This window comes from Streptomyces sp. NPDC057565 (assembly GCF_042801455.1).
In the GTDB taxonomy this organism is placed as follows: Bacteria; Actinomycetota; Actinomycetes; order Streptomycetales; family Streptomycetaceae; genus Streptomyces; species Streptomyces yanii.
Genome location: NZ_JBHVFU010000008.1, coordinates 100076 through 117430, shown reverse-complemented (window position 1 = coordinate 117430; position 17355 = coordinate 100076). Strand labels below are relative to the sequence as shown.

Here is a 17355-nt window from a genome sequence, read left to right as displayed (position 1 = left end):
CGTTCCGGCCCGCACGGCCGTGGGTGACGAGCACCGGTCCGCGGGTGCGGCCCTTGGGCAAAAAGGTCAGCAGCCGGGCGGTGCCGTGGAACCGGTATCGACCACCAGTGCGACGCAGGTCGCGGTCAGCAGCCCTGTGGACCGATGGTGCTCCGATGTCTTCGCGCGATCGAGCGCCGCCCGTGCCGGCCTTCCCGAGGTGGAGGTTCAGGGGTGAGCGGAGTGTGGCTGCAGTTCAATGGGGCGCTCCCGAGTCACTCCATGACGGGTCTCGGTCAATACGTCGGACCGATGCGGTCGGAGCGCTGTCCAACCCAGCTTGTGTCGGTCCCGCACGGGACAGGTGAAGGGGTACGGAACGGCCGGTCGGCAGGGAATGCATGGCACCTCCTGATCGTTGACCAAGCGAATACCAACCGACGACGTAAAGGATCGACCGCTCGTGAGCCAGGTCCCCTCCCTCACCCTCAACAACGGCGTCGAGATGCCGCAGCTCGGTTTCGGTGTCTGGCAGGTGCCGGACGACGAGGCCACGAAGGCGGTCGCGACGGCTATCGAGTCCGGGTACCGGAGCATCGACACCGCCGCGATCTACGGAAACGAGGAGGGCACCGGCAAGGCCGTCGCCGCCTCCGGCGTCCCCCGCGAGGAGCTCTTCGTCACCACCAAGCTGTGGAACAGCGACCAGGGCTACGAGTCGACGATGCGCGCCTTCGACGCCTCGCTGGACAAGCTCGGTCTCGACTATGTCGACCTGTACCTGATCCACTGGCCGGTGCCCGCCAAGGACGCGTACATCGACACGTACAAGGCCTTCGAGAAGATCTACGCCGACGGCCGCGCGAAGGCCATCGGTGTCTCCAATTTCCTGCCGGAGCACTTGGAGCGCCTCCTCGGCGAGACCTCCGTGGTTCCGGTGATCAACCAGATCGAGCTGCACCCGCAGTTCCAGCAGGCCGAGTCGCGCGCCTTCCACGCGCAGCACGGCATCGCCACCGAGGCGTGGTCCCCGCTGGGCCAGGGCAAGGGCCTCCTGGAGGTCCCGACGATCGTCGCGATCGCCCAGAAGCACGGCCGTACGCCCGCGCAGGCGGTGCTCCGCTGGCACCTCCAGACGGGCAATGTGGTGATCCCGAAGTCCGTGACGCCGTCGCGGATCGCCGAGAACATCGATGTGTTCGGCTTCGAGCTGGACGCCGACGACCTGGCCGCGTTCGCCGCGCTGGACGAGGGCAAGCGCCTCGGCCCGAACCCGGGCGAGTTCAACCTGGGCGCCTGAGCCCAGCCGCTGAAGACCGAATCACGCACAGACCGCCGTCCGGCTCCCCGCCGGGCGGCGGTCTGCTGCGGATGAACCCGGAGGAGACACCGTCATGAGCGCGGACACCGCACCCGTCGTCGCACCGGGTCTGTACCGGCTGCGCAATGTGGGCAGCGGACTGCTGCTGGAGGTGTACGGCTCCGCCAGGGGCAGCGGCGCCAAGGTCCAGCAGGGCGCGGAGAAGCAGGAGGGGGCGGGCGGCCAGCACTGGCAGCTCTCCCCCGTGCACGAGGGCGCCGCGCTGTACCACCTGACCAATGCGCACAGCGGCAAGCGACTGGACGTCGCCAATGCCTCCACGGAGAACGGCGCCAACATCCAGCAGTGGAAGGCCAACAACTACGGCGCCCAGGAGTGGCTGATCGAACAGCATCTGGATGCGCCGGGCACCGTGACGCTGGTCAGTTTCATCAGCGGACTCGTCCTGGAAGTGGCCGACGGCTCCACGGCGGACGGCGCCGATGTGCAGCAATGGGAGGACACCGACTCCACCGGCCAGTGGTGGCAGTTGGAGCCGGTGCCGGGCACCCCTGAGAAGAGCTCCTCTTAGGCGCGTCGGCCCAGGTGGACCGTGCGCGCCGACAGCAGGAAGAGGTCGGGGCGCCGGTGCAGTCCGGCCGGGTCCTCGGGGTCGAGCAACCGGTCGAGTGTGGCGAGGTCGTCCGCGGTGAGTTCCTCGGCGAACGCCTCGCGACGGCGGGCGAATTCGGCGATGACATAGTCGCGCGCCCGGTCGGAGAGGGGCGCGGGCAGGTCGAGCAGGAAGCTGCGAGTGCCCTGTGGGGCCAGCCCCACCGCGGTGAACAGGGCGCTCCAGTCCTCCACCTCCTGCTTGGCGTCCGGGAGCGCCGCGCGCATCTCCTCGAACCACTCCACGTGGATCGCGTCGAGCCTGGCCTCCAGGCCGGGCCGGCCGATGCCGATGTCGCGCGGAAGCTGACGGGTCGGCAGCCCGCCCTCGACGAGGGCGATGGTCCCGCCGGGGCGCAGCATTCCGGCGAAGCCGGCAAGGACGGCCCGCTGGTCTCCCATGTGATGCAGTGCGTTGCCCGCCCAGATCAGGTCCGCCTCTCCCAACTTGGCCAGCTCGTCGGGGAGTTCGGCATACAGGGTACGGACGCGGTCGCCGAGTCCGAGGCGTTCGGCGCGGGCCCGGGTGCGCTCCAGGAGCGCCGGGGTGTTGTCCACGGCGACGACCTCGGCCTCGGGGAACTCCTCGGCGAGCAGGCAGGAGATCACACCGGGTCCGCTGCCGATGTCGAGGACCCTGCGTACCTGCGGGGCGGTGGGCAGTCCGGCGATCCAGTGGGCCGCCGCCGAGTACTGGGGACTGCTGAGCTCGCCGTTCTGCTCCAGCAGCGGGCCCATGACGTCCCAGTCCAAGTCGGTGGTGTCGTGGCGGTGGCCGTGCCCGGTACGGTCGTGCCGGCCGTGGGCGCTGTCGTGGTGAGGGCCGTGATCGGCGTGCTTCGTCATGCGGACAAGCCTCGCCGGGTCTCGGGCAGGTGGCGAACTTTGTTGCCGGTTCGGCAAGCCGCGGCCGGTCAGGTACGCCATCGGCGGCTCCCCGACCGGTTCAGGTCATGTCGACACAGACGGCGACCGCGGTGGACAGGGCTCCGGAGGTGGCGGCCATCCGGATGATGCCCGGGGTGACGTAGTCGATGTTGCAGGACCCCCGATCCCGCCGGACGTCAGTCCCTGCGCCGAAACGCCAGCAGCCGGTACTCCGGCTCGGGACGCGGCCGGTCCGGCTCGGGCAGCGCCAGCAGCGCCGCCGCAAGATCGTCGGCCGCCGCCCCCGGCAGCTCCAGACGGGAGACGAAGTGGCCCGCACGCACCTCGCGCGCCGCACGCTGCGGAGTCCGCCCCTGCCCGTGGCCGAGGAATCGGTTCTCCCCCACCACATCGAGCCCGGCCTCCGCCCCGTACGCGACGACCAGTTCCTCGGGGTCGGACGGGCTCGGTCGAAGGTACGGGGCGAACAGCTCATCAATGTCGCTGCCCACGTCGTGCGCGGCGTCCTTGTCGACCGTGGTGACGAACACGCCGCCGGGCCGCAGCACCCGTGCCGCCTCCGAGACCACCGCCCGCACGTCACCCGCACCCCGCAGCAGATGCAGCAGCCAGACGGTGCCCACGGCGTCGACCGCGGCGGCGGGCAGCGGCAGCCGCCGCGCGTCGGCCAGCGCCACCGCGCCGATCCGCTGCCGCGCGAACCGCGCCATGCCGTACGAGGCATCGGTGCCCAGCACTCGCAGTGCCGGCCGGGCCAGCGCCATCCGCTCGGTGACCAGCCCCGTACCGCAGCCGATGTCCAGCAGTGTGCAGGCGGACTCCGGGACCAGGCCGAGCAGTGCCCGGGCCGCCGCCTCTGCCCGGGGCACGCCGCCGCGCGTCGCGTCGTATGCAGCTGCCTCAGCGTCGTAATCCAACATGAGGGCGACTGTAGGACAACTGCCCGGCATCGCTGGGCAGAAAGCAAGGTCGGCCCGGCCGCGGGAGACCGGCGCGCGGCAGCCCTGCGCGCGGATCGCCTCGACGGTCACCCGGGCGTTGCCCTTCGGGACGCGCATGCTGCCGAAGCCCACGTGCACCGGTGGTGTGCCGGCGTCCGGGAACGCCACCGACTCGGCCAGGAGCGGGCGTTCTTCCGGTCGACGTCAGGAGCTCGTGAGGATGACGAGTTGCTGGGTCGCTCGGGTCATCGCGACATAGCGGTCGACCGCTCCTTCGATGCCCTTGCCGAACGCCTCCGGGTCGACGAGGACGACCAGGTCGAACTCGAGCCCCTTCGACAGCTCCGGTGTCAGCGACCGGACGCGGGACGTCGTGCGGAATGTGCCGACTCCGATGTCACCAGTGCCGATGACGCAGGCGATCCCGTCGGCATGTTCGGCGAGCCAGGTGTCGAGGATCGAGCTCAGATCCGCAGCAGATCCGTGTACGACGGGGACGGCGCTGCTGCGGACGGAGGTCGGCACGTTGGCGTCCGGGAGCACGGCCCGGATGACCGGTTCGGCTTCCGCCATGATTTCTTCCGGCGTCCGGTAGTTGATGCTCAGGGAGGCCAGGTTGATCCGGTCGAGCCCGATCCGCTCGAGCCGTTCCTGCCACGACTCCGTGAACCCGTGCCTGGCCTGGGCGCGATCCCCGACGATGGTGAAGCTCCGGGACGGGCACCGGAGCAGCAACATCTGCCACTCCGCGTCGGTCAGTTCCTGAGCCTCGTCCACCACGATGTGCGCGAACGGGCCGGCGAGCAGGTCCGGTTCGGTGCTGGGCTGTGCGGTCGCGTCGACCAGGGTGTCCTGCAGGTCCTGTCCGCGCAGCATCGTCATCACACCTTCTCCGTCGTCATCGGCCTCGAGCAAGGCGTCGACGACCTTGGCCATGTGCTCGCGTTCGGCGGCGACAGAGGCGCTGTGCCGACGCTTGCGTCGCGCGGCCTCCGGGTCGCCGAGCCGCTGCCGTGCTGCGTCCAGGAGCGGCAGGTCGGACACCGTCCAGGCCTGGGCTTCCCCGCGCTGCAACTGCTGAACCTCGTCGGGGCTGAGCCAGGGAGCGCACTTCCGCAGATAGGCGGGTACCGACCACAGGTCTCCGACGAGGTCAGCCGCTTCGAGCAGCGGCCACGCGCGGTCGAAGGTCGTGCGCAGCTCCCTGTTCTGCAGCAGCGACTTGCGGAGCAGCTCAGCCGAGGCATCGCCGTCGTGCTTGTCCACCAGGATCGTGAGCAGCTCCTCCCAGATCTGGTCGCGCGCCTCGTTGTGCGCAATACCGGGTGCCGCTTCGAACGCCACGGCCCAATCCTCGGCGCTCAGCCAGATGTCGGACCAGTGGGTCGTGACGGTCATCCCCGTGGTGGGCGGCTCCTCGTAGAACCTGACGGCCGTCTCGATCGCCTTCACCAGGTTCGCGGACGACTTCAGGAGGGCCGCATTCGGGTCGGCCTCGATCGCTGCCACGGCTCCCTCGGCGACGAGGTCCCGCAGGGTGCAGGTCTGCACGCCCTCCTCTCCGAGGCTGGGGAGGACGTCGGCGACGTAGCCCAGGTAGGGCTGGTGCGGACCGACGAACAGCACGCCGCCCCGGCGGTGCCCGAGGCGAGGGTCGGAGTGGAGGAGGTAGGCGGAGCGGTGCAGAGCGACGACGGTCTTCCCCGTACCCGGACCGCCGTCGACGACGAGAGCGCCGCGGGATCCCGCGCGGATGATGGTGTCCTGGTCGGCCTGGATGGTGCCGAGCACGTCTCGCATCCGTTCCGACCGGTTGCTGCCCAGGCTGGCGATGAAAGCGGACTGGTCGTCCAGCGCGGCGTGCCCGACAAGCCCGTCCGGGGTGAACACCTCGTCCCAGTAGTCGCTGATCCGGCTGCGGGTCCAGCGATACCTGCGGCGGCTTGCCAGACCCATCGGGTTGGCATGGGTGGCTCCGAAGAAGGGCTCAGCCGCGGGGGAACGCCAGTCGATCAGCAGCCGACGACCCGCGCTGTCCGTAAGGCCGAGTCGTCCGATGTACACGGGCTCGGGGTTGTCTGCACTGACCATGTGCCCGAGGCACAGGTCCAGTCCGAAGCGACGCAGTGCGCGCAGGCGAGCGGTCAGCCGGTGGATCTCCATGTCCCGGTCCATCGCCTGCCGGCCTGCGCCGCCGGGCGCCTTGCGCTCGGCATCGAGGCGGTCGGACAGGTCGGCGATCGACTGCTCGAGGCACTCCGCGATGGCCGCGAAGTGCTGCTCGTCGTCGGCGATCAGCGCCGGGTCGGCCTTGGGGGAAAGGTGGCCGGGAAGGTCAAACGCGCTGGTGGTCAGGTGGTTCACAGCGTCAGCTCCGATCTGAGTCCTACCAGCGGTTCGACGTCCTCGCGCGACCCGTACGTCGCCAACAACACACGCACTCCGTGGATCTCCCATTTCCGCAGGTTCCGGCCTCGGCCGATGATTCTGCGGCATCACCCGGGTCTTGCCGCAAGGCCCCCAGTGCGCTATACGTTGAGAGTGGAAAGGAGTGGGTGCTCCCCCTTTCCCTTCATCGTCCGCAGTGGACGGACGAGCTCCTCGCGAAGCGGCGGCGCGCCGCGTACGACGGCAGCGTCGGCCCAGGAAAGTCTCCCGTGCGCAGCATGCTGTCTGTCAGGCGCGGGCCGCGTTCGACTCCGGGTGCCTGAGTCGGCCATGAGGTCGGTTACGCGCGTCGGTTGTTGATCAAGAATGAGATGCCACCGGTGGCGCCTCGGCCACCGGCAGCCTCCCCCAACTCCCGTCCCCGAGACCATAGAAGGAGATCGGTCATGCCCAGGGGCATCAACCGGGTCCTCGGGGTGGCACCGCTCCCTCCGGCGCGGCGCCCCGACGAACGCGGCGCCACCACGCGGCGCGGCGCCCCCGTTCCGTCACGCCGCGCCGTGCCCCGAGGCGATCGCCTCCACCCGCGCGGCAAGTTCCAGGTCGTTCTCGGTGATCGCGCCGCCCGCATCGTGCGTGTTCACCGACAGGGAGACGGTGTTGTAGCCGAGCGTCAGATCGGAGTGATGGTTCAGCTCCTCCTGGATCTGCGCGACATGGATGGTGAGTCCGGCGGCGGCGAAGTGCGAGGGGAACCGGTATCTGCGGGTGATCCGGTCTCCCTCCAGCGCCCATCCGGGCAGCTCGCGCAGCCGGTCCTCGATCTCTTTCTGTGACAGCGGTTCGGCGGGCATGGTGCGGCTCCTCACGAGGTCGGGTGCGATGGGCGGTGCCGGTGACGTTACGGTCTCCGTATGACAACTGTCGCGCTTGACACGGGTGTAGGGCCACTGCTGCGCAGTTGGCGGGAGCAGCGCCGGCTGAGCCAGCTGGAGCTGGCGTTGCGCGCGGACTCCTCGGCCCGCCACATCTCCTTCATCGAGACGGGCCGCTCCCGCCCCAGCGAGGAGATGGTCCTCCGGCTGGCCGAGCATCTCGATGTGCCGGTCAGGGAACGCAATGCCCTGCTGGTGATGGCCGGTTACGCTCCCCGTTACTCGGAGACCGCGCTCGACGATCCCGCGATGGGAGCGCTGCGCGAGGGCATGGAGCAGCTGTTGCAGGGGTACGACCCATATCCGGCGCTCGTCGTCGACGGGACGTACAACGTGGTGGCCGCCAATCGGGGTATCGCCCTGATCCTGGAGGGGGTGGCCGGGCACCTTCTCGAACCTCCGCTCAACGCCATGCGGCTCACCCTTCACCCGGAGGGTCTGGCTCCGCGCATCCGTAATCTGCGGGAGTGGCGGGCCGACCTGCTGGCGCAGATGGAACGTCAGATCGCCCTGGCCCGTTCGGCGGAACTGCGTGAGCTGTACGAGGAGGTCGCCGCCTATCCCCTACCGGAGAGCGCCGACGGGCAGGATGAGCCGGTGGGACCGCCGTCGGCACTGTCGTTCGCGCTGCCGATGGTGGTCGAGCACGACGGGCGGGTGCTCTCGTTCGTCTCCTCCATCGCGACGTTCAATACGCCGATGGATGTGACGGTGGCCGAATTGGCGATCGAGACGTTTCTTCCTGCCGATCAGGAGACCGCCACGTATTTGAGGTCGCTCGGGTCCTGACGGTCCGCCCACCGGTGCGTCACTTCTCGGTGAGGGGGCGGGTCCACGGTGCGTCGGTGCGCGCCAGGGCGGTGGCCGCGGCACTCGCCGCGGCCAGGATCGCGAAGGCGAGCAGCAGCGGCAGCATCGGGTGTCCGTGCAGGACCGCGGTGGCTCCGGCCACGGCGCCGAGCAGCATCGCACAGGCCGAGATCACCCGGCGCCCGGCCTTGTTGCCGGTGCCACCCGTGAGGTGGCTGTCGGCGGCGATGCCGGTGACGGTGAGGGTCAGCACGGTGGTGGTGAGGTCGGGGACGGCGAGCGCGCGGGCGGCGGAGTTCTGCACGCCGAGGCCGAGCGCGGGCAGCACGATGAGGGTGAAGCGGACCCCGCCGGTGTACGGGCTGCCGGACACCTGGGTGACGATCACGGCGGCCGCGACGAACACCGTCTCGGCGAGGAGTGCGTACTGCAGGTTCCTGCCCCGGTGCGTGCGGGTACGGTGCACGACCAGGCCACCGAGCAGCGCCCCGGCGGCGAACGCGGCGAGCGCCACGAGCGACGCGGCGAGCGAGAAGCCGGGGGCCCCGGCGAAGGCAAACCCGGAGAAGACCACATTGCCGGTCATGTTCGCGACGAAGACCCGGCCGAGTTGCAGATAGCTGACGGCGACCGGGGTGCGGAACACAGGACCGCCGCAGCGTGTGCCGCCCCGGACGGGCTGGGGCGGCACACGCTGCGGGAGCGCGAAGCCGTTACACGCGCGCCCCGTTGTCGAGCGGGTCCCGGCGTTTCGCCCCTCCGCCGGAGGTGCGCCGGGGCGCCCGCTTGCGGGCGGGCGGCGGGGCCTTGCTGCTCTTCTCCAGGACGAGTGCGACCGGTACGGCGGTCAGGACCGAGGAGTACGTGCCGACGCAGATGCCGATGAGCAGGGCGAGCGCGAAGTCCGCGAGGGAGTCGCCGCCCAGCACGGCGAGGGCGGCCAGGATGAAGAGCGCGCCCATGCCGGTGTTGACGGTTCTGGGAACGGTCTGCAGGACGGCGCGGTTGGCGACGGTCACCACGGGTACGCGGCGCGCCTTCGCCCACAGTTCACGGACCCGGTCGAAGACGACCACCGAGTCGTTGACGGAGTAGCCGATGACGGTGAGGAGTGCCGCCAGGAAGATGCCGTCGACGGTACGGCCGAGCCAGGCGAACGCGCCGACCAGAATGATGACGTCGTGGACCAGCGCGGCAACCGATGCCAGGGCGAACGTCCAGCGGAACCGGACCGCCAGGTAGCCGAGTTGCACGAGGATGGCGATGGCGAGCGCGATCAGCGCGTTGCGCCGCAGCTCGTCGCCGAGGCTGGGGCCGATGAGTTCGTCGCGGACCTTGGTGGTGTGGCCACCCTCCTCGGCAAGGGCGGCACGCAGGGCGTGCTCCTCGTCGTTGCTGAGGTCTCCCGTACGTACGGAGAGGTCGCCCGCGCCCGCCGTGGTGACCTCGGCGTCGTCGAAGCCCGCGCCGGCCAGGGCGGTGCGGGCGGTCTCCACGTCGACGGGCCGGCTGGTGGAGTACTCGACGAGCCGGCCGCCGGTGAACTCCACGCCCAGGTTGACACCCCGTACGACGATGCCGAGGACCGCGACGGCGATCAGCGCCGTGGAGATCAGCAGCCAGCGGCGGGACGACCGGAACAGCTGCGGATCACGGCGGGTCAGCCAGGTCCGTACACGGCCGGGGCGGGCGATGCCGTTGACGCCCCGGTAGTCGCTGACGAACCGGGAGCGGGACGCGATCTCGGTGAGGGCGCGAGCGATGACGAGCGCCGAGAACATCGACGCGAGGACACCGATGGCGAGCGTGACTCCGAAGCCCTTGACCGGTCCCGAGCCGAGGAAGAAGAGCAGACCGGCCGCGATCAGGGTGGTCACGTTGGAGTCGGCGACCGCGCTCCAGGCGCCACGGAATCCGGCGGCCATGGCGGAGCCCAGGGAGCGGCCGGGACGTTCCGCGTACTCCTCCCTGGCGCGTTCGAAGACCAGCACGTTCGCGTCGACCGCCATCCCGATGGCGAGAACGAATCCGGCGAGTCCGGGGAGGGTGAGGGTGACACCGAGAGCGACCAGCGCGGCGTACGAGATGACTGCGTACGCGGCGAGGGCCACCGCGGCGAGGGCGCCGAAGAGCCGATAGACGAACGCGATGAAGAGGGCGGTGGCGGCGGCGCCGATGAGGGCGGCCCGGGCGCTGGCGTCGATGGCGGCGGCGCCGAGCGTCGGACCGACGGTCCGCTGTTCGACGATCTCGATGGGGACGGGCAGCGCGCCGCCCTTGATCAGCAGCGCCAGATCGCGGGCCTCGTCGGCGCCGAAGGAGCCGGTGATCTGCGTGGAGCCGGACGGAAGGCCGACGTTGCAGCCGATGGACGGGTCGACCTGGGGCGAGGAGATCACCTGGTCGTCGAGGACGATCGCGACCCGCCGCCGATCATCCTGCGCGGGATGACAGGCGGCTTCGCCGGTCAGCCGGGTCCAGTCCCGGCCCGCGCCCTTGTGGAAGTCGAGGGCGACGGTCCAGCCGGCGCCCTGCTGGGCGTCGAAGGAGGCCCCGGCGTCCTTCACGCCCGCGCCGGTGAGCCGGGCCGGGCCGAGGGCAAGAAGGCGGCCCTCCTCGTCGGGCAGCGTCAGGCCGGTGCCCTTCCCCTTCTCCTTCTCCTTCTCCTGTTCCGTGCCGGGGCCCTGGACGGCGTGGAAGCTGAGCTGGGCTGTCCTGCCGATGACTTCGGCGGCCTTGCGGGGGTCCTGGACGTCGGGCAGTTCGACGATGATCCGGTCCTCTCCGGACCGGGTCAGGGTCGGTTCGGCGACGCCGAGCGAGTCGATGCGCTGGCGGAGCACCTCAAGGGTTCGGTCGGTGCTCTCCCGGTCCGCCTTCGTGGTGGCGGAGTCCTTGGCCTGGAGCACCAATCTGGTGCCGCCCTGAAGATCGAGGCCGAGTCTGGGTGACATGGTCAGCGTGATGAGCACGGAAACGAGCAGCACGGCCGCAGCCAGAACCGCTCGCACCGTGGTGGCGCGAGTCATGGAAATCCTCCGAGAGGGACGCCTGCCGCACTCACCTCGGCGAGGACGCGGCGTCAGGTCTGTCGAACAGAACGGTGGCCGGGGGAACGGTCCGTCCTCGGAGGGCCGCGTACGCCGGGAAGCGCCACGCGGGGGCGGTCGGCTGCGAAGGAGGGGGCGTCCGGGACCCGTTGCCGGGCCGGAAGCGGTACGGGGATGCCGGGCGCCCCCGGCAGCAGGGCGCCGCCGGGGCCGGGCGGCGGGAGCTGGTGCTGGATGCGGATGTGGTCGGTGGCGACCCGGGGGCGGGGAACGGCCGGGAGAACGGTGCGGTCGTGGCCGGTCGCCGTTGCCGTGCGGTTCCGCCGCGTGTCGTGCGGGTGGCCGGGGCGGGCGGTCCGGTCGGTGTGCTGGGCGGGCGGCGGAACGACGGGCGTGTGCGCGGCGGCGGGCGAGGGACCGGACGGGGAGCGTGGCGGCGTCACGGCTCCGGCGGCCGCGACGGCCGCGGAAGCGCCGCCGACGACGGTGAGCACGACGAGGAGGAACACGGCCAGGGCCTGGCGGGCCGCTGCCGCACGCCCTAGGGCGTGCGCCGGGCTGTCCGGTCGCCCTCTCGGGGGTGTGTTCCCCGGGGGCGGCCCCGGGAAGGTGGTCACCTCGCCGGGCCGGGCAGGGCGGGCGCCACGGCGGCGTGCCGGAGCGCGGAGCTGAGGATCAGCCCCGCGCCGCGGACCACCGTGGTGGCCGGGTCGTCGGCGAGCCGCACCGGAACCCCGAGGCGGACCGCGATCCGGTTGGTGATGTCGGGGCGCAGGGCACCGCCTCCGGCGAGCAACGGGCCCTTGCGCAGGGCTCCGAGGACCGCGCCGTGCCGGTCCTGCTGCCACATCTCCATGATCATGTCCAGTGCGGTACGGACGACGGCGGTGGGCGGCTCGGCGGGTCCGAGGTCGCTGAGTCCGGTCTCGGCCTGGCGGGCGTCCCGGACCATTCCGTCGACCAGGAGGGTGACTTCGGTCAGCTCGGCGCCGATGTCGACGACGAGCAGCGGGCCGCCGTCCTGCGGTCCGGCGTATGCGGCGGCAGCTCTGGCGCTGTTCAGCACGATGACGCTCGTCGTCCCGAGTGCGGCGAGAAGCTCCCGCGCCTCGGCGCGGTGTTCGGGCCCGGCGAGGACCGGGTGGCTGAGGACGATCAGGGTCTCGCTGCGGTCGGCGCCCAGTGCCGTGTCGGCGATGCGACTGAGCATCCGGCCGCAGGACTCGGGGTCGACGATGCGCCCGCGCCGGACCGGACGGCCGTGACCGCGCCCACCCTCGGGATCGTCGGTGGACTCGGCGTCGGTGACGATGCCGAGGCCGGGGATCCAGGCGCGGGTGCGGGAACTGCCGAGGTCGAGGGCGAGTCCGCGGGTGACACCGCGGTATCCGTTGCGGACGGACCGGCCGTGTCGCCACCCGTCGTGCGGAGAATGCATCGTCCCTCATCCCCCGGCCTGCCGCAGCAGCCGTTCACACACTCGTCGGCTCACTGATAGCGAGGCACGACCGAGCCCTCACTATGCAATAAGAAGGCAAAGAAAGCCACTCTCAGGCAAAATCCAAGGGCTCGGCGCGGCCGCCCGTCCCCCCTCGCGGACGGGCGGCCGCGGGTCCGCCCCTCACACCTCCGAGGGCAGGAACTCGGCGATCAATTCCGCGAACTCGTCCGGCGCGGCGATCCGCACGCCGAGGTCCTCCGCCTTGGTGCGCTTGGACCCGGCCTTCTCGCCGGCGACGAGCAGCGTGGTGCGCTTGGAGACACTGGACGAGGACTTCCCGCCGGCCCGCTCGATCAGCTCGTTCATCTGGTTCCGGGAGAGCTTCTCCAGCGCCCCGGTCATGGCCCCGGTGACGACCACGGTCATTCCGTCCAGCGGTCGTTCGGCAGCCGTCTCGCCGTCCGCGACGGCGGCAGCCGCGTCCGTGCCCTCCTCGCCCGGCTCCGGCGGCGGCGTCGCGCCGGGCTCCACCATGGTGACCCGGGCGGCGACCAGCTTCTCGATCAGCGGGGCGAGCTCGACCAGCTCCGCGACCACCCCGGCGGCCTTCTCCTTGCCGATGCCGTCGACCTGCTGGAGGGTGTCGACGTCGGCGGCGCGGATCCGGTCCATGCTGGCGAAGTAGCGGGCTATCCGCCGCGACATGGAACGCCCCGTGCCCCGTACACCCAGGGCGCAGAAGACCCGGGAGAGCGGGCGGGTACGCGCCGTCTCGATGGCGGCCAGGAGGTTGTCGGTGCTCGTCTCGCCCATCCGCTCCAGGCCGAGCAGCTGCTCGCGTTCGAGCGTGAAGAGATCGGCGAAGTCGGTGACCAGCCCGGCGTCGACGAGCTGGACGACGCGGGTCGCGCCGAGACCCTCGATGTCGAGCTGGTCGCGGCCCGCCGCATACGAGATGGAGGCGACGAGGCGGCAGTCGCGGCCCCGGACACAGCGCCAGCGCTGCTCGCTCGTGTCGATCTCGGAACCGCACTGCGGACATGTCTCGGGGAAGACGATGGGCTGCTCGTCGCCGGTCCGCAGATGGGCGACCGGGGCCTCGATGCGGGGGATGATGTCGCCGGCCTTGTAGACCATCACCCGGTCGCCCAGGCGCAGGTCGCGGCGGGTGATGTCGGCGGGGTTGTGCAGCGTGGCGTAACTGACAGTCGATCCGTCGATCTCGACGGGTTCCAGGACTGCGCGCGGGGCGATGATGCCGGTCCTGCCGACGTTCCACTCGACGCCGAGGAGCCGGGTGACCTTCTCGACGGCCGGGAGCTTGTACGCGATGGCCCAGCGCGGCGCCCGGGTGCCCGAACCGGCCTCGCGTTGGTCGGCCGCGAGATCGGCCTTGATCACGATGCCGTCGATACCGAACGGCAACGAGGCGCGCAGCGCGGCGATCTCCTCGACCCGGGACTGCACCTGCTCCACCGTGGTGACGGTGCGCGGCGCGACGTCCGTCTCGGCCGCGGTGTGCACGCCGAGCCCGGCGACGTACCTGAGGACTTCGCTGTGCGGGAGTTCGGCCAGCGTGCCGGTGAGCTCGCCGGACTCGGGCAGCGGCAGGGCGCCGTACGCGAAGAACGTCATCTCGACCGTGTAGGGGCGATCCTTGGCGCGGAGGGTGCCCGCCGCGCCGTTCCTCGGGTTGGCGAAGGGGTCGCCGCCGTGCTCGGTGCGGACCGTGTTGGCCTGTTCGAACTGCTCGTTCGTCATCAGGATCTCGCCGCGGATCTCGATCGTCACCGGCTCGCCGAGCTGCTCCGGGAGTCCGACGACGGTGCCGAGCGCATGCGACACGTCCTCGCCCGCCGTGCCGTCGCCGCGGGTGATCAGGCGCTCCAGTCGGCCCGACCGGTAGCGGGCGGCGACCGCGAGCCCGTCGAGCTTGGGCTCCACGCTCCACGCGGCGACCGGTCTGCCGATCCGGCGCTCCAGGGAGGCCGTCCAGGTGGCGAACTGCTCGGCGGAGAAGACGTTGTCCAGGGAGAGCATCGGCACCGTGTGCGGTACGTCCCCGCCCGCGGCGCCGCCGGCCACCTTGCCGGTCGGCGAGGCGGCCAGCACGTCCTCCGGGTGCTCCTCCTCATATGCCGCGATCCCGCGCACCAGCCGGTCGTACGCGTCGTCGTCGAGCGTGCTCTCGCCCGCGGCGTAGTACGCGGCGGCGGCCGCCGACGCTTCTTCGACCGCGGCGGCGTAGGAGGCGGCATCGGCGAGCACAACAGCAGAGTTCGTCATGGACACCATCCTGCCGTCCACCACTGACAATGCTCCTCAGCCGGCTGCCGCCGCCGTCCCGTCCGCCCCGCCGGACTCATCGGCGTCGTCCGAAGTCAGCGGTACCTGCGGGCCGGAACACTCCCGCAGCCAGCGCCGCAGCACCTCGTGCACCTGCTCGGCCCCCACCAGCTCACCGTCCGCACCCGGCCCCGCCGACATGCGGGAGGCCATCGGCTCCGACATGGTGCGCGGGTGGAGCAGGAACGGCCTGGACTGCTCACCTCCCAGCCCGCCGTGGGAGCCGATCTGTTCCTCGAAGGCGTGCACACAGCCCGTGGAGGGGTCGTACATCGAGTTGACCATGACATCGGCGACATGCGGGAAGGTGTCGGTGCGCCGCACCGCGTCCGCCGCGCCCGGGCCGAACGGTTCCAGCACGCCTTCCCCGTCCGCCAGTTCCGACACGGGTGTCTGTGCGCCGCCACGCCCCAGCACCACCGATCCGTGCAGCTCGCTGCGGACCAGCAGGAAGCCGATGCCGGGGTGATCGGCGAGGGTGCTCAGCAGCGCGGGATGGCGGCGGTCGAGCTGTTCGCGGGTCGCGCGCCCGTCGATGTCGGGGAAGGAGATCAGGCCGAGATTGCCGGAGGCGAGGACGACCGGGTCGGACGGGGCCGCGGCGGTGTCCGTCCCGCCTTCCTCGACGGGCCGGTGCAGGGCGGTCCGTACCGCGTCCCGTGCCTCCGAGCCGCTCTTCGTACGCTGGGCCCGCCGGGGCACGGGCAGCCCACAGCCCGCCCGCACCAGGTCCTTGAGCGTCAGCCCGTACGCCCCGGCGAAGGTCTCCCCGGGGCTCTGTCCGTGGTCGGAGAGCAGCACGATCCGGTAGCGGCGCGGGGTGTGTTCGGCGACCTTGACGATCAGGGCGAGCGAACGGTCCAGGCGCGCGAGGACCTTCTCCGCGTCACGGCTGTGCGGCCCGGAGTGGTGCGCGACTTCGTCGTACGCGACGAGGTCGGCGTAGACGGCGGTGCGTCCGGCGAACATGTCCCCGATGACCGCCGCAACCACCACGTCACGCTCGACGACGGTCGCGAAGGCACGGATGAAGGGGTAGAGCCCGCCGCGCTTGATCCGGGGCGTGTCCTTCCGGATCCGCGCCCGGGTCGACTGGCTGATTTCCCGGCCGACCTCGGCGACGAACGACAGGGCGGTACGGACGGCGTTGGCCGGGTCGGAGAAGTACGCGAAGTAACCGGCCCGGGAGCGGCGCCCCTTGCCACGCCGGGCAGCCATCGACAGGACGAGGGCGAGCTGGTCGGCACCGCCGCTGAACAGGTTTCCGCGGCTGGCGCCGTCGAGGGTGAGCAGCCCGCCGTCGTGGGTGCGGACGATGGCGCGGCGCTGCAGTTCGAGTGCGCTCGCGGGTCTGCTGGAGACCACGACGTCGCCGGTCTCCTTCTCGTACCAGCGGAAGGCGGGGATGTCGAAGTTGCTGCCGTGCAGGATGCCCAGCTGGCTGGCGCCGGTCTGACTGGACCAGTCGGTGCGCCACGGAGTGAGCCGGTGGCCCGACCCATCGGCGAGCCAGTGCGCGACGGTGGGCATCAGGCCGCCCGCGGCGGCCCGCGCGAGGACGTCGTGGCCGACGCCGTCGAGCTGGATGAAGACCGTGCCGGGCGGTCCGCTGCGGCCGCCGTCCGCGCCGCTGCGGCGGCGGCGCCGGTCGGCGAGGCGGGAGAGCCTGCGGCGGTAGGCGTTGTCGTCGCGGACGGCGAGCGCGGTGGAGGTCGCGGAGGCGACGGCGGACATCACGGCGGCGACGACGACCGCGGTCTCCGGGTTGGCGGCGCCGCGCCCGTCCGGTATGAGCCGCAGGGCGACGAGCAGGAGCGAGCCGTTGAGGAAGAAGACCAGCATCCCGAGGACGAGGGCGGGCACGATGAGCAGCGCCCGCACGAGGACCGGCCAGACCAGCGCGGAGAGCAGACCGAACGCGCCGGCGCCCCAGGCAGCGGTGAACGCGATCTTGGTGACGCTGTCGCCGTTGTCCGACTGGAGCTGGAAGTCGGGCAGAATCCCGGCGAGCACCAGCATGGTGAGGGTCGAGACGGCCCACACCACGATCACCCGCATCAGGGCGCTGCCGGCCGTACGCCATCGCCCGTCACCCACGCCGCTTCCCACCTCACACGTCCGGGCCCTGCCGTCCCGGACCCGGCCCCAGCCTTTCACAGCAGGGTCGCACGGCACGTCGCCCGGGGAGTGCGATGGTCAGCAGCCGTCGTATCCGGCGGTCGGCATGGAGAGCCTGCGGTGCACGCTCGCCTTCGTACGGGAGCTGTACGACGGCTCGTCGAGGCCGGCGAACTCCAGGCGTACGCCTCGTCGCTCGCACTCCGCGGCGAACTCCGGCACCGAGGTGAGTGCCCGCGCGAGCACCCGGTCGTTGGGCGCCACGAAGAGTTGGACGTCGCCGTCGTCGACATCCGCCCACAGGGCGTGGTGGTCGGGACGCAGCCCGTAGAACCGCAGCTGCCGCGTGACCACATAGCCCTTGTCGGCGGCCCAGCGGGCGCACATGGCGTGCTGGCTGCGCGTGTCCACGAGGAACGGGTCGCTGTCGAGCTCCTCCAACGGCGTGAGACTGGCGATGGCCGCCACCCGTACGTCCTCCATGGGC

Annotated in this window: 14 protein-coding genes; 3 read left to right on the top strand and 11 right to left on the bottom strand. The window is 71.2% G+C overall.

Features of this window, described 5'->3' with window-relative positions:
* Positions 1-442 precede the first annotated feature (442 nt).
* Positions 443-1279, top strand: coding sequence for an aldo/keto reductase (locus ACFU8W_RS18510; RefSeq protein WP_384038077.1), 837 nt, complete (start codon positions 443-445; stop codon positions 1277-1279).
* Positions 1280-1373: 94 nt separating this feature from the next.
* Complete coding sequence (locus ACFU8W_RS18505) at positions 1374-1871, top strand: RICIN domain-containing protein (protein ID WP_384038074.1); 498 nt, start codon at positions 1374-1376, stop codon at positions 1869-1871.
* On the opposite strand, the gene ACFU8W_RS18500 is transcribed toward ACFU8W_RS18505, so the two are convergent.
* The 4 genes from ACFU8W_RS18500 to ACFU8W_RS18485 form a co-directional block, all read right to left on the bottom strand.
* Positions 1868-2797 carry a class I SAM-dependent methyltransferase gene (locus ACFU8W_RS18500; protein ID WP_384038071.1) on the bottom strand — a complete coding sequence of 310 codons (930 nt, stop codon included), beginning with the start codon at positions 2795-2797 and terminating at the stop codon, positions 1868-1870. The genes ACFU8W_RS18505 and ACFU8W_RS18500 overlap by 4 nt on opposite strands.
* Positions 2798-3015: 218 nt before the next feature.
* On the bottom strand, positions 3016-3759 hold the full coding sequence (locus tag ACFU8W_RS18495) for a class I SAM-dependent methyltransferase (RefSeq protein WP_384038069.1): 744 nt from the start codon (positions 3757-3759) through the stop codon (positions 3016-3018).
* Between the two features lie 225 nt (positions 3760-3984).
* Positions 3985-6144 (bottom strand): RNA polymerase recycling motor ATPase HelR, encoded by a 2160-nt coding sequence (gene helR / locus ACFU8W_RS18490; protein WP_384038067.1) that lies wholly within the window; start codon positions 6142-6144, stop codon positions 3985-3987.
* Positions 6145-6716: 572 nt separating this feature from the next.
* Complete coding sequence (locus tag ACFU8W_RS18485) at positions 6717-7022, bottom strand: 4a-hydroxytetrahydrobiopterin dehydratase (RefSeq protein WP_345511204.1); 306 nt, start codon at positions 7020-7022, stop codon at positions 6717-6719.
* 60 nt (positions 7023-7082) lie between these two features.
* On the opposite strand from ACFU8W_RS18485, the gene ACFU8W_RS18480 reads away from it, so the two are divergent.
* Positions 7083-7892 carry a helix-turn-helix transcriptional regulator gene (locus tag ACFU8W_RS18480; protein WP_345511205.1) on the top strand — a complete coding sequence of 270 codons (810 nt, stop codon included), beginning with the start codon at positions 7083-7085 and terminating at the stop codon, positions 7890-7892.
* Positions 7893-7911: 19 nt separating this feature from the next.
* On the opposite strand, the gene ACFU8W_RS18475 is transcribed toward ACFU8W_RS18480, so the two are convergent.
* The 7 genes from ACFU8W_RS18475 to ACFU8W_RS18445 all read right to left on the bottom strand — a co-directional run bounded on the left by ACFU8W_RS18475 (position 7912) and on the right by ACFU8W_RS18445 (position 17351).
* Entirely contained in the window at positions 7912-8559 is a 648-nt protein-coding gene (locus ACFU8W_RS18475) for a YoaK family protein (RefSeq protein ID WP_384038063.1), read from the bottom strand.
* A 67-nt stretch (positions 8560-8626) separates the two neighbouring features.
* A complete protein-coding gene (gene secD, locus ACFU8W_RS18470; RefSeq protein ID WP_384038060.1) occupies positions 8627-10942 on the bottom strand; it encodes a protein translocase subunit SecD in 2316 nt (771 codons plus the stop codon).
* Positions 10943-10995: 53 nt separating this feature from the next.
* Positions 10996-11472 (bottom strand): hypothetical protein, encoded by a 477-nt coding sequence (locus ACFU8W_RS18465; protein WP_384038057.1) that lies wholly within the window; start codon positions 11470-11472, stop codon positions 10996-10998.
* Between the two features lie 104 nt (positions 11473-11576).
* Positions 11577-12401 (bottom strand): rod shape-determining protein, encoded by an 825-nt coding sequence (locus tag ACFU8W_RS18460; protein ID WP_384038054.1) that lies wholly within the window; start codon positions 12399-12401, stop codon positions 11577-11579.
* Positions 12402-12584: 183 nt separating this feature from the next.
* Positions 12585-14699 (bottom strand): NAD-dependent DNA ligase LigA, encoded by a 2115-nt coding sequence (gene ligA / locus ACFU8W_RS18455; RefSeq protein ID WP_384038413.1) that lies wholly within the window; start codon positions 14697-14699, stop codon positions 12585-12587.
* Positions 14700-14726: 27 nt separating this feature from the next.
* A complete protein-coding gene (locus ACFU8W_RS18450; RefSeq protein WP_384038051.1) occupies positions 14727-16847 on the bottom strand; it encodes an alkaline phosphatase family protein in 2121 nt (706 codons plus the stop codon).
* A 99-nt stretch (positions 16848-16946) separates the two neighbouring features.
* A complete protein-coding gene (locus ACFU8W_RS18445) occupies positions 16947-17351 on the bottom strand; it encodes a hypothetical protein (protein ID WP_345511211.1) in 405 nt (134 codons plus the stop codon).
* Between the last annotated feature and the right edge of the window lie 4 nt (positions 17352-17355).

Bases quoted from the DNA above. Each gene is read 5' to 3' on its own strand.
- ACFU8W_RS18505 (WP_384038074.1), top strand. From the start codon at position 1,374: ATGAGCGCGGACACCGCACCCGTCGTCGCACCGGGTCTGTACCGGCTG.
- ACFU8W_RS18500 (WP_384038071.1), bottom strand. From the start codon at position 2,797: ATGACGAAGCACGCCGATCACGGCCCTCACCACGACAGCGCCCACGGC.
- ACFU8W_RS18495 (WP_384038069.1), bottom strand. From the start codon at position 3,759: ATGTTGGATTACGACGCTGAGGCAGCTGCATACGACGCGACGCGCGGC.
- ACFU8W_RS18485 (WP_345511204.1), bottom strand. From the start codon at position 7,022: ATGCCCGCCGAACCGCTGTCACAGAAAGAGATCGAGGACCGGCTGCGC.
- ACFU8W_RS18480 (WP_345511205.1), top strand. From the start codon at position 7,083: ATGACAACTGTCGCGCTTGACACGGGTGTAGGGCCACTGCTGCGCAGT.
- secD (WP_384038060.1), bottom strand. From the start codon at position 10,942: ATGACTCGCGCCACCACGGTGCGAGCGGTTCTGGCTGCGGCCGTGCTG.
- ACFU8W_RS18460 (WP_384038054.1), bottom strand. From the start codon at position 12,401: ATGCATTCTCCGCACGACGGGTGGCGACACGGCCGGTCCGTCCGCAAC.
- ligA (WP_384038413.1), bottom strand. From the start codon at position 14,699: ATGGTGTCCATGACGAACTCTGCTGTTGTGCTCGCCGATGCCGCCTCC.
- ACFU8W_RS18445 (WP_345511211.1), bottom strand. From the start codon at position 17,351: ATGGAGGACGTACGGGTGGCGGCCATCGCCAGTCTCACGCCGTTGGAG.